11 protein-coding genes are annotated in these 12,355 nt (G+C 49.1%); 6 read left to right on the top strand and 5 right to left on the bottom strand.

All coding sequences use genetic code 11. The annotated features are described in order from the left end of the window. The coding region (locus tag RIFP1SYM_RS13340) for a sterol desaturase family protein (RefSeq protein WP_039960516.1) at positions 1-496 on the bottom strand (496 nt) is incomplete at its 3' end. 99 nt (positions 497-595) lie between these two features. Between RIFP1SYM_RS13340 and RIFP1SYM_RS13345 the strand changes: the two genes are divergently transcribed. Together RIFP1SYM_RS13345 and RIFP1SYM_RS13350 are read left to right on the top strand one after the other, a co-directional pair. Further along, on the top strand, positions 596-1,258 hold the full coding sequence (locus tag RIFP1SYM_RS13345; RefSeq protein WP_005965620.1) for an ArsR/SmtB family transcription factor: 663 nt from the start codon (positions 596-598) through the stop codon (positions 1,256-1,258). A gap of 307 nt (positions 1,259-1,565) precedes the next feature. After that, positions 1,566-2,096 carry a protein-tyrosine phosphatase family protein gene (locus RIFP1SYM_RS13350; protein ID WP_139042146.1) on the top strand — a complete coding sequence of 177 codons (531 nt, stop codon included), beginning with the start codon at positions 1,566-1,568 and terminating at the stop codon, positions 2,094-2,096. Between the two features lie 38 nt (positions 2,097-2,134). Here the strand turns inward: RIFP1SYM_RS13350 and RIFP1SYM_RS13355 are convergent, their stop codons facing one another. The 4 genes from RIFP1SYM_RS13355 to RIFP1SYM_RS13370 form a co-directional block, all read right to left on the bottom strand. Continuing rightward, positions 2,135-2,788 (bottom strand): TorD/DmsD family molecular chaperone, encoded by a 654-nt coding sequence (locus RIFP1SYM_RS13355; RefSeq protein ID WP_010088842.1) that lies wholly within the window; start codon positions 2,786-2,788, stop codon positions 2,135-2,137. A gap of 27 nt (positions 2,789-2,815) precedes the next feature. Further along, positions 2,816-5,338 carry a molybdopterin-containing oxidoreductase family protein gene (locus RIFP1SYM_RS13360; RefSeq protein WP_005965622.1) on the bottom strand — a complete coding sequence of 841 codons (2,523 nt, stop codon included), beginning with the start codon at positions 5,336-5,338 and terminating at the stop codon, positions 2,816-2,818. Between the two features lie 32 nt (positions 5,339-5,370). After that, positions 5,371-6,222, bottom strand: a complete 852-nt coding sequence (locus RIFP1SYM_RS13365; RefSeq protein WP_005965624.1) for a 4Fe-4S dicluster domain-containing protein — start codon at positions 6,220-6,222, stop codon at positions 5,371-5,373. 64 nt (positions 6,223-6,286) lie between these two features. Further along, positions 6,287-7,813 carry a NapC/NirT family cytochrome c gene (locus RIFP1SYM_RS13370; RefSeq protein WP_005965626.1) on the bottom strand — a complete coding sequence of 509 codons (1,527 nt, stop codon included), beginning with the start codon at positions 7,811-7,813 and terminating at the stop codon, positions 6,287-6,289. A 556-nt stretch (positions 7,814-8,369) separates the two neighbouring features. On the opposite strand from RIFP1SYM_RS13370, the gene RIFP1SYM_RS13375 reads away from it, so the two are divergent. From RIFP1SYM_RS13375 to RIFP1SYM_RS13390, 4 genes are all read left to right on the top strand, one after another. Beyond that, the gene (locus RIFP1SYM_RS13375) at positions 8,370-9,239 is read left to right on the top strand and encodes a substrate-binding domain-containing protein (RefSeq protein ID WP_005965628.1); all 870 of its coding nucleotides are present in this window, start codon (positions 8,370-8,372) and stop codon (positions 9,237-9,239) included. A gap of 646 nt (positions 9,240-9,885) precedes the next feature. Continuing rightward, complete coding sequence (locus RIFP1SYM_RS19155; protein WP_476756443.1) at positions 9,886-10,029, top strand: HAMP domain-containing protein; 144 nt, start codon at positions 9,886-9,888, stop codon at positions 10,027-10,029. A 32-nt stretch (positions 10,030-10,061) separates the two neighbouring features. Then, positions 10,062-10,727 carry a sensor histidine kinase gene (locus RIFP1SYM_RS13385; RefSeq protein ID WP_240992118.1) on the top strand — a complete coding sequence of 222 codons (666 nt, stop codon included), beginning with the start codon at positions 10,062-10,064 and terminating at the stop codon, positions 10,725-10,727. Beyond that, positions 10,727-12,115 (top strand): sigma-54-dependent transcriptional regulator, encoded by a 1,389-nt coding sequence (locus RIFP1SYM_RS13390; protein WP_005965634.1) that lies wholly within the window; start codon positions 10,727-10,729, stop codon positions 12,113-12,115. Before RIFP1SYM_RS13385 ends, RIFP1SYM_RS13390 begins: the two co-directional genes overlap by 1 nt. Positions 12,116-12,355 lie beyond the last annotated feature (240 nt).

The following is a 12,355-nucleotide window of genomic DNA, read 5'->3' on the forward strand; positions in this document are numbered from 1 at the left end:
CCACCGCTACGACGGGTGGACCCAGCACCATGATGGTGGCGAACTTGATCAACATGGATAGGATGATCTCAAAGGTGTGGAAGCGGGCGCCGGTGGTCACGTCGTAGTCGAGGTCGGCGTGATGGACCCGGTGTAGTCGCCAAAGAACAGGTACGGCATGGACCATCACATGCTGCAGGTAGATAACGAAATCCATCACTATCACTGCAATGACGACCGATGGAATAAAGGGGGTTTCATAAAAGTTGAGCAGGCCCCACCCCCGTTGCTCGGCAAGGGCAGCAACACCCACCGCCGCCGCCGGAAACAGCAAACGCAGAATAAAACTGTTGAGGAAGACTAGGCCCAGGTTGTTGGCCCAGCGAATGCTCTTGGAAACTGTGAGAGTACGGCGGGGGGTTAGCAGCTCCCAGGCCGCCATGATGGCAAAGATGCCGAAGAAAAAACCCAGGCGAACGGGCAGTTCATTCCTGAGAATCCAGTCGTACCAATTCATGCTCCACTCTCCTCCAATACATAATCTGTTATAATTTTCAAAGAGATCATATAATCAATAGATCTATTGAATAATTGAAGTATAGTTGGGGCGATATATATGTCAACAGGTAATTTCAAACACGATCTTTTCAGCCAATTTGCCCGTGTCGCCAAGGCGATGAGCAATGGCTACCGACTGGAACTTCTGGAATTTTTGGCGCAGGGTGAACGCAGTGTAGATGCCTTGGCGCAGGTCTCGGGCCTGACTGTGGCTAATACCTCTCAACATCTGCAACAACTCAGGCAGGCCGGGCTGGTTGCCAATCGTAAGGAGGGCCACAAGGTCTATTATCGATTGAGTGGTATGGACGTTTCGGCCCTATTCGGATCGCTGAGAGAAGTGGCGGAGCGCCACCTGGCCGATGTGAATCGTCTCGTCGACGACTACCTCAAGGTCAAAGACAGTCTAGAACCGGTGCCGGCAGCTCAACTACTGGAGCGTGCGAGGGATGGTCTGGTGACGGTCCTGGATGTGCGCCCGCCAGAGGAGTATGCAGCGGGACACCTGCCGGGTGCGATCAATATTCCGCTGGAGGAATTGGAAAAGCATCTGGACGAGCTTGATCCTTCTCAGGAGATTGTCGCCTACTGCCGCGGTCCGCATTGTGTACTGGCATTCGATGCTGTCTCCAGACTGCGGGAGCGAGGCGTTAACGCCAAGCGCCTGGAAGGAGGCCTTCCCGAATGGAGACTGGAAGGATTACCTGTGGAGACCTCCTGAAAATATGTCTACCGCTGTGGGTCTAATTTCCCGCAGCTCTCTCCTTATCTATTTTAGTCAGTCACCCCTGACAGACTAATCCTGTCACTCTTGCCACATAGGGAATGATGCTGATTATCCAAAGATAATAGACTCGCACCAAGATTCACTGAATGCGCTACTGATAACCTGATCAGGGACACTCAAAATCATGAAGAAAGCACAACCCATTTACAGATTGAGATCTGTATCTATCACTACTTTGTTATGCCTCTTCGCAATGTCACCCAAGTCAGTGTACGCCTGCGGTTGGTGGGGTGACGGAGAGATGAATCGACACAATGATGCAGTGCTTACTGCCAGCGATGGCAAATCAGTACCGCAAACACTCACCCACAAGACATCCAAGTTACCGGGGAGAATGGGATACGCTATTGCCATTCCGGATCCTGGTCGAGCTATTCCTTATTTACAGGCAACCCGTGGTCGTCAGATCAATCGTATAGCGGAACTGAAAATTTTCGGGTTTGAAACCGTGATCGATCTCGGAACACCAGAAAAAACCGCACGATTACATCAATTGGAGACTGAGGCGCTGGGTATGCGTTATATTAGCATCCCGATCGACGGCCTAGTGCCAAGTCAGGAACAGGTTGACGACTTCACCCAGAAGGTTATCGATGCCAGCAAGGACATGCTCTTGGTCTATGCACCAAGTTCTGCACTACTGGGCACTATGTGGGCAGCTTACCGAATCAATCTAGGTGCTCCAGTCGAATTCGCTATCAATCAGGGTAAAAAAATGGGCATGGGGCCTAATCAGGAAGCTACCCTTCGCAACCGGTTAAGAAATAAATAATCCACCTACATGGATGTAGGTGAATTGGTAAGCATACATTAAGCAGCTGTATCGGTTGCGATACTCTGCCGCTCAAACTCCATATAATTCTTGGTCAATTCAGCCATAGCTCGGTAGAAGGGCATCTCCGCCTGAGTCATGATCGCATCACAGAATTGGGGTAACCAACATAATAGATGCCGTTCAAGAAACATGCGTTGCACTGTCAGACAATACTCTGCACTCTTGCGATTTTGTTGAATCCACTTATCAGCCTCCCACTCTGTCAGCTTCTGTAAAAATTCAAGTTCAACGCTGACGTGATCAGGAAGACCTGTGAACCCCGGCTCATAATTGAGGCCTGTCGTCTCGATAAACTTTTTCACTTCAACGGTCTGTGCCCCCCATAGAGCACATGCGTCGCCATCCACCTCGACAAAGATAGACTCATGGGCCGATATATGAGGACCAGGGCCAAGGAACAAGTGGGTAAACTCCACAGCTAACTCATCCGCCACTTGCCCTTCAGGATCGCTGTAGAACGTCTCTCCCAGATCCACGTCCATGTCTGAGAAGGCCCCCGACAAGCGGGGACCTCTCAGCTCCTTGATGAGGGCCTCGGTGGGTTCCTCCCGGAAAACAGTGGTCAATAGTCCATAAATTTCACTTCGTGATTTGGCGCTATCGGCCAGCTTTTTCCAATCAGTTTCCATCTCAGCTCTCCTGTTTCACTCACTTAATTACACTTTGGCAACTCTTACCACCGTATCCATCCACCGTTGCCCACCACTAATCGGATCCGAACTGTTCGGAATGATCGAGTTGGGATGGGTTCCGTGCTTGTTCCACCACATGTTCTTGGCGTCCGGATCCGCTGCGGCACCCCCAGGAGTGGGAGAACGCTTTCCCGATCCGTAGATACCGGAATGCTGACGTCCCAAGTGGTGCGAGATGGCGATGATGCCGGGGATGATGCCTTCGGTGACATGAGCTGTGGTGGTGATCTCACCAAGTTCGTTAGACACCTTGATGGTATCGCCATCCTTGATACCGCGCGCGGCGGCGGTTTTGGCGTTGATCCATGCCGGATTGTCGTGCTTGATCTCAGACAACCACTTGCAATGGGCTGTGCGGGAGTGCGTATGTACGGCTACCTTGTAGGTGGTCAGGTGCAAGTCATCCTTGCCCATCTTCTGATGCTCAGGTATCGGCGTATAGGTTGGGAACGCCGGGAACCCCTTGGACGCGAAGTTATCGGAATAGAAGTCGAGCAGGCCGGACTTGATGAATGAGGTGTTCGGCGGATAGGCCTTACGCGGCGTGCCCTCGATGTTCTGGGCGACATAGGCTTTCTTGGCGCCCTCGACCCCCAGATAGCCTTTGCTCTTAGCTTCGGCTTTGCTGACTCCGGCCTTCTTGTAGTTCCAGTAGACGCCGGTTTTTTCATCGAGAATAACCCCGTCGCCGGAAACATCCACTTTGGCTTCGTAGAAGCCGAAGTTAGGCTTGGCGTTCTTATCGTGCCAGACCCCATGTTTCTTCATGTACTCGAAACCGCCGGCTTCTCTGACGCCCGGTGTCATATCGCAAGACTGACGGACATACTCCTCCTTGGTCGAATAGGCCAGTTCAAATCCACACCGTTTCGCCAGGCCGGCAAAGATTTCACCCTGATCCTTCGCCTCGCCAAGCGGCTTGATGAGGGGTTGGCGGATGTAGTATTCGGCGACACCGGTCGGCGACACCATATCTTCGGTGTCCCATCGTTCCAGATAGGTGACATCAGGCAGGATAAGATCGGCGTATTGCGATGACTCGTCATAGACGATGTTAGACGAAACCGAGAAGGGTATGAGGCTCTCATCTTTTAAGATCGCTTCCGCTTCCTTATTGTTTCCGTTGATAAAGGCCATGTTGTTACAGCTCCACCAGTAGACTTTGGGCCGGCCATTTTGGCCGTCCTTGATCATCGGAAGATTCTGCTGACTCACCTGATGCGTGGGGAACGCGGCCTCACCGGGGAAACCGTTGACGATGTCGAGACCTTTTTGCACCTTGGCTTTTGGTGAATGGGGGGATTTCCAGCCGGCGCCGACGCCCATGACCCGACCGCCTTTTGTATCAAGGTTGTTGGTGATTGCCGAGAGCAACATCGCCGCACGCTCCTGATCTGCACCATGATAATGCATGACGGTGCCACGATAGCTGATCAGACAGGCCGACTTCGCCTTGGCGTAACCGCGTGCGATCTGCTTGATCTTGGCTGCAGGAACACCGCTCTCCTTCTCAGCAAACTCCGGTGTGAACTTAGCTACATGCTTCTTGATCGCAGCGATTTTCTCGTCGTCCGATGCATGATAATCCGGCGACACGCGCATGTACTTGAGGTGATCTCTGCGGAACAATCCTTCGTTCATGATGACGTTAACCATGGACAACATGACCAGACCGTCCATGCCGACTTTGATGGGAACCCATTCGGTTGACTTGGCGGCGGTATTGGAAAGGCGCACATCAAAGGTATAGAGCGGGACGTTACGTTCAACCATTGCCCGAATCAGACGCTGCGATGTCGGGATGTGGTTGGTGTGAGTCTCGAACTGGTTTGAGCCGAAATTGACCACGAAATCGGTATGATCGTAGTCCCAGTTATCGTACATGCCGCCCCACAGGCTCTCCTGACCGACCCATTTAGGCCCCTCACAGACCGACGTGTGCGTACCGATGGTATGGGAACCGAAGGCGTCCATGAAGTCGTGCATGATCGAAGACTGGCTGCCCTTGTGGCGACCGTACTGGTACATGAACAACTCGGGTGTTCCAGCGTCACGAAGCGGTTTGATCTTGGATGCCAAAAGATCCAGGGCCTTATCCCAGGAGATCCTTTTCCACTTGTGCTCGCCGCGCTTACCGACACGTTTCATCGGATACAGGATTCGATCCGGGAAATAGACTTGATTAACACCGGCCTGCCCTTTTGCGCAGAGTTTACCGAGGGTACGGATAGAATCCGGATGCCCCTCCAGTTTTACCAAACGGCCATCCTCGACATAGCCCATCATGGCGTCACGGGTCACACACTGCCAACAAGCGGTGGGAATAGCCTGCCGCTCCTTCTTCGTGGTTGGAGAAAAATCGCGACCACCCGGTTGCAGTTTGATTGATCCGGCAAGTGCGTTCTGACTGGTTCCGATCCCTGTCACCATTACGGCGCCGCTCGCTGCGGCAAGTTTCATGAAATTACGACGATTTAGCTTTTTCATATCAATTCCTCTCTTTTACAAGCTTTCAGGGCTTATGGGATCTGATCCACATAGTGATCCAGTTTGCCCTTCCTCCGCTGTGTATAGAGACGCTTCAACATGTTATCCGGATCGATATAGAATACATGCGGGTTGGTTCCCTCCTCCGGAAGCAGCACATTATCGGCCTTAGCCAAATTGTGCTCGTTAACAAGCTTGGAGACGTGACTGTTCGGATCGTTAAGATCGCCAAAGATACGAGCGCGACCTTGACAGGTGTTGACGCAGGATGGTTCAACACCGTTGTCGACACGATGAGCGCACATATCGCATTTGTCCGCGGCCTGCTTAGTTGGATCGGCGCCGGCTTTGACAAAGGGATTGAACGAACGAACACCATAGGGACAGGCATCAATGCACTTCCCACAGCCGATACACTGCTCAACGTCGACCAGGATCATGCCATCTGGTCGTTTGTAAGTACCACCGCTACGGTAACGTATTGTCTTACCATCAGCGGTTTTATACTTGCGACGTTCACCGGGGAACTGAGGACAGATTTTTACGCAAGGAGGAACACCATCCTCTTTATTACCCTCGCAGTGATTACACATCAAAGGCAGAAACGCTTTCTTTGTATTCGGGAATGTACCCATGGTTTTCTCTTGAATAACCGCCCTGAATCGGCCAAGAGATACGTGGTTTTCCGATTTGCAGGCCACCGTACAGGCTCTGCAACCTATGCAGCGCCTAAGGTCCATGACCATCGCCCAGCGGGGGGCTTTTGTTGTGGCTGCCTGGACATTCAGCCCAGGTGTTACCATTGCGGCGGCGCCAGCGGCCGCTGTTCCGACCCCACTTAGAAATTTACGGCGACTGATTTCTGGTGTTTTATTGTCACTCATATTGGTATCTCCTACTCATCTCCTCATCCTCCACAGATGTTAGTGGTGCTATAGATCAATCTCCTTATTCAGCGCCCTTTGCTCCTTCAAGCAATTCAATGGTGTCTTCAAAGTTGTTGAATGCACCATCAAGAATGGTGATTGCATATTTCTTGTTGTGTACGCCATTACCGAAACGCACAATATCAAGTAGCTGAATGCCCTTGGCGATCATTGCCTCTGCCTGATTTAATTGTTTCTTGTCCAGGTTGCCCTTGATTTCAGCAAGAAGTTTAATTGCCTCTGCTTCTAGCTCTTCACCATCCGCAATCTCTTTCTTAAGTGTTTTTTTCCAGTCATCCAGCATTTTTCTGTGCTGTTTTGTATGACAGGCGGCACAGGTATCACCAGATGCGGTTCTCACATCATGCCCTTTGCTCAAGGTCTTCTTAAGATGACAGGCCATGCAGTTAACATTGACCTCGTACATGAGATGTGGAGCACCTGAAATTTCATCATCAACGGGAGCACCGGAAAGCAACAGCTTTTGGTACTTATGCTGATCGACATGACAGAGCTGACAATCTTCGCGCACAAAATCAAGATGATCGGTCCTGTTCTTGTGTTCGACTACAGTGTGACAATCGAAGCAGTCTGCCTTGTTAGGGATATGCTTTTCATGCATCAATGTCTTGTCACCTGCGGCAGCCAGAAGTGTTTGGCTCCGGTTATGACATGTGAGACAACCATTGGAGACTACGTTACCGGTCTCAATCTCTCCCTGACCTTTCACTACCTCAAAATGGCAGCTCTCACAGGCTACACTCGATTCCTGCATAGTCTGATGTGTGATTGGCCCCTTGGTTGTACTCTTATCACCTACCTGTAATTGACTTTGCAGCGATCTGGTTGGGATCGTGTGGCAGATATCACAACGGGATTTCCCCTCGTTGAAATTGATAGATGGTTTATTCGCAAAGCTGATCTTCTTTACACCCCCATCACCCATATTCGCTTTATCAAGTGTGGGTTTATCCAGTTTTAGGTGGCAAAGGAAGCAGATATCTTTGGGCACCTCAAAATGTTTATTCGCGGTCGTCTTAAAGTGGCAGGTATCGCAGGTGATCTGGTGGCCATCGAGAGCTTTATCACTAAAGTGAACCTCGTGCTTGAAACGTACTTTCTCTGTGTACTGTATCTCCTTCTGCGCGAGGTTTTCGCGATTGTGACAGCCAGACTGGAGGCAAGCGCCATCCTTAATTACCGGGCGTATGGGTAGCGGTGCATCTGGGTTATATAGATAGGCAGCCAGGTGACGTAGCCCCTCGAATTTGGCCTTAAGTGAATGCTTCTCACCTGGTAGAAAGTGGCAATCTATGCAGTCTGCCTGCATTCCGTCCGGATTGTTGCTTTTGTGGTGGGTATTGGTCTTCCAGGCTTCATACTGCTCTGTCATGGTGTGGCAGCTACCACCACAAAAAGAGGACTGCGAGGTGTAATACTCAACACCTCCATAGGCTGTTAATAAAAACAGTACGATTCCAACGAAAATAAATGCTGTCAGTCGCCAGGTAATTCTAAATACAATTCCAGCCCCACCATTCTTTGCCACTGTTTTCTCCCACTCCGAATTACGGCTTTAGCATTATTATTGGAATGTGCAAAATTACTTTAAGTGCGAGTTGCAAGAGTCGAGCCAGATTTGTATCTACTTGAAAAAGCAAGAATAAAAAAAACAATGGAGATAATGAGCTGAAATTTGTTACCTGATGGTAACGTTTTTGAAAAAAACGTTACCATTCTGATTATTCATTTAATTTCAAACAGTTAGGGGGGGTGGCGTGAAGTATCAAGTTACTAATAGGTAACAAGCTACAGAATAGAAAAGAGGTAAATTGAAAGACCACTTCACTTTTCCAGCAAAAGAAGCTAAAAATAACCTTACTGATCGTGTGCGATTAACTTGACTTCAATAACAAACAACAGCATCCAGAGTGATAATTGGGTTCTGCTATCCTCATAGAATAGGGCTGTTTAAAGCAGGCAGGAAAGTGTAGCCAGTGATGGCTTATGTACTCCATGGGGAGCACAGGATATATGTCGCAATGTGGATGCCGTGACATAACTTAGCAGTATCCTTAAGAGGTTATTCTTAATAAGGAATCCCAGTGCGATTGTTCTATTTATTATTGGTTTTCTTGATTAGCCCGGTTTATGCTGCCAACACGGAACCACCTATCCGTTTTGGCCTGACGGCTGTGATACTCACCGAAAACCTCAGATTTCTAGACCAGTGGAGTCAATACCTGGGGTATAAAATGGGCCGTAAGGTAGAATTTGTGCTCAGAAAGTCCTATCGAGAGGTGATGGATCTATTGGACTCTGGCGGTATCGAATTCGCATGGATCTGCGGCTACTCTTACGTACAAACAAGAAAACCGGAATCTCTTCAGCTCCTAACAGTGCCTATCTATCGAGGGGCACCACGTTATCACTCATATATCATCGTCCACCATAACAGCCCCCATAAACGCTTTAGTGATCTGAAAGGGAAGATTTTTGCTTTCTCTGACCCTGACTCGAATTCAGGCTTCCTCTATCCCCTTTCCTTGATGACAGCGAAAGGTGAGAGGCCTGAGACCTTTTTCCGACAGACATTTTTCACCTTCAATCACGCCGAAACGGTGCAGGCCGTTTCCGAGCAGGTTGCAGATGGCGGGGCGGTAGATTCATACATATGGGAATACCTTGCCATCTTTAGGCCCGATATTACTAAGAAGACTCGAATAATAAAAATATCTCCGAGTTTTGGCTTCCCACCTATTGTTTTCCGTTTAGGAGTAAACCCCAATACAGTCAACTTGATGAAGGATACTCTTGAGAATATGGGCGAGGATGTCACTGGCAAGATGCTCCTCGCCCGACTCAAACTGGATGGCTTTGGTCATTATTCGGATTCGTTGTTCAATGAAATCCGCGCTATGGTAAAGACAATCCAAAGATCTGATCCGAAGCATTCCTTGTTACCAACTGATTAATTGTAGAGCATAAATGCCGCTACTTAGTCCTAGATCTTGGCCATTGGCGATAAAGTTATCACTTACAATCACAGCTGTTGTGGCCGCTGTCGGCTTCATGATCGGAGCTGTTATGGTTGTGCAGGATTGGAAACGTTTTCATGATGAATTGGGGGAAAAGGCCCTCCTGCTATCCGAATCGGTTGCCATCACTACACCCAAGGCAATGCTGCGCAAGGACTACTGGTTACTCTACATAAGCCTGAAGAACATGGCATCCAGAAGACCAGGAACAAGAGGAAGTCATGAAGTCTTAACAGCAATGATACTTGACGCAGAGGGCAGGGTTCAGGCACATCTTAATCCCGCTAAAAATCCAATGGGCCTTCCTTTTTCATCTGAAAATAGTATTGAGCAGGACCTTTTCAAACAGGCCATGAGCGCAAGAGCTCCCATTGTGTTAAGCATTGGTGGTTTTTCAAAGAGAGGTTTTCAGGAAGGTGTTGTCCCCCTCTTCTCCGATCAAAAATATATGGGTGTGGTTCGAGTTCGTTTGTCTGTCGCTCCGTTATATGAAAAGACCAAAAACACCGCGGTCATTGTTCTTGCCTTGATATTCTGTTTCGTCATTATCGGTAGTGCTCTGGGTACCATTGTTTCCAGGCGCATGGTCAAGCCTCTTACTGCAGTTACACAAGGACTGGAAGCGGTAGGGCGAGGTGAAATGACGGATTTTGCACCTATCCCCGTAAAAGAGAGAGATGAGATCGGGCGTCTCAGTGTCACCTTCAACAAAATTATNGGGAATTAGCTGAAAAAAAGATGCTTGAAGAGGAGATCGCAATGAGTGAAAAACTGGTCGCGCTTGGCCGCATCACCGCGGGTGTGGCCCATGAAGTCAATAACCCTCTTGCCGGTCTTCTAAACTGTATCGATACACTGCGCAAACACCCTAATAATAAAGAACTTATTGATCGTTACTTGCCGGTCATCGATCAAGGGCTGCACCGAATCAAAGAGATCGTTCACAATCTGCTTGTGGGGCTAAAGAATGAAGAGAGCGATGAAACAGTAGCTATTGAACATATCGATAAGCTACATGATCTGATAATAGCTGAGATTGGAGACAGGGATATAAATGTCATCTGGAAAAACAACACAGATAAAGATCGTCACATACCTGGAAAGGTTGAACAGATCGTCTGTAATCTTCTAAAGAATGCGGTAGAGATACTTCCAGATGGTGGCACCGTCACTTTCTGCATGTATCAAGATGGACCACACCTGATCATCGAAGTCAGGGACAATGGTCCAGGCATTCCATCCAGCATAAGGAATCAGCTGTTTGATCCTTTTTTCACTACCAAACCCAATGGTACTGGATTAGGTCTCTGGGTGGTCTATCGCCAAGTCCAAAGCATGCAAGGAATCATTGAAGTGAATAGCGAGAAAGGGCAGGGTACTACGTTCCTTGTTGCTGTACCGGTTAATGTGATGAAGGCTGCCTGATGCAAAATAATTTTGAGCCAATGCTGGATAGTAACGATTTCAGTGACTACTGTGTACTCTTGGTTGAAGATGATGAAATCATGCGCCTGTCACTTGAAGACAGACTACGCCTTGAAAATATCCCAGTGCACGCCGTATGTGATACAGCCAGTGCCAGAAAAGAGCTTGAGAAAGGTGATGTCGATCTTGTTATCACCGATATCCGCTTGCCCGATGGCACAGGGATTGAATTGTTTACCGATATGTCACGCCGGTTTCCCGGAATCCCAGTGATCCTCATGACAGCCTATGGTGACGTATCAGATGCGGTCACCCTGGTTAAATCCGGTGCCCTCGATTATCTGACCAAACCGTTTGAAATCAGCGATTTTATTAAAAAGGTAGAACACCATCTCTCCTGCATCGCAGATACTCGTTTAACGCTGGGCAATTCAGGTGCTGACAACAACAGCTTCAAAGCAGGCAGTGGGCACCTCGGAAAGAGCTCTGCGATGCGCAAGATCGAGCGGTTGGTGGCGCGCCTTGGTGAGAGTGACAGTTCAGTATTGCTCACAGGTGAGTCCGGTGTTGGTAAAGAGGTGGTTGCCACCCTGATCCACAACAACAGTCTCCGAGCCCAGGGGCCAATGGTCAAGGTCAATTGTGCCGCCCTATCCTCCACCCTGATTGAAAGTGAACTCTTTGGCCATGAGAAAGGGGCATTTACCGGCGCAACCCAGCGGCGTATAGGGCGCTTTGAACAGGCCCAAGGGGGGACTATCTTTCTCGATGAGATCGCCGAAGTATCACCTGATATACAGGTCAAACTACTACGTGTCCTGCAGGAGCGTGAAATCGAGCGTGTAGGTGGGGTGGAATCGGTCACTCTGGATGTCAGGGTTATTGCCGCAACCCAAGTAAACCTGGATGAGTCCATTAAGAACAATGATTTTAGGTCTGATCTCTATTGGCGCCTTAATGTCATTCATGTGGATATTCCTCCGTTGCGGGAGCGTCCGGAAGACATCGTCTATCTCGCAAGACTGTTCGCAAGTGAATTGGTAAAAAAATCCGGAAGCTCTATCAAAGGGTTGTCAAAAGAAGCTGAGTTACAGCTTCAATCCATGTCATTTCCAGGAAATGTCCGTGAGCTTAAGAATATTATTGAACGGGCTATCGCCTTGTGTGACGCTCCTTGGATCGGCGCCAGAGACCTGCTGACCCTGGATAGCAACACCCACGAGATCAGCACGACGACGCTGAGGCAATCGATTGAAGAAGCAGAGCGTAAGGCAATCAACAAGGCATTAGCCGAAAATCATGGCAAAATAAACCAGGCTGCGGGTTCTCTCGGCATCTCACGTAAAAACCTATGGGAGAAGATGAAACGTTACGGAATTGAAAAGTAGTAGGGGTTGGTACCTGACCCACTATATTTTCGCGGCCTGAAATAAGAACTGGCAAGCTTATGATGTGGCAAGATTTTTCCGGACAAATAATCACACAATTTTTCGGCTTGCTCATAGCCTAAGGGCGTTTGGTGGCCGATAGTTGAGGGGCGCCCCTGGCATTATAAAATACCTCAATATATTCAAATATCTCCCGCTTTGTGGCTTTCCTGGCTCGGTATCACTGGTGGTGGGTTAGGG

The organism is endosymbiont of Riftia pachyptila (vent Ph05), assembly GCF_000224455.1.
In the GTDB taxonomy this organism is placed as follows: Bacteria; Pseudomonadota; Gammaproteobacteria; order Chromatiales; family Chromatiaceae; genus Endoriftia; species Endoriftia persephonae.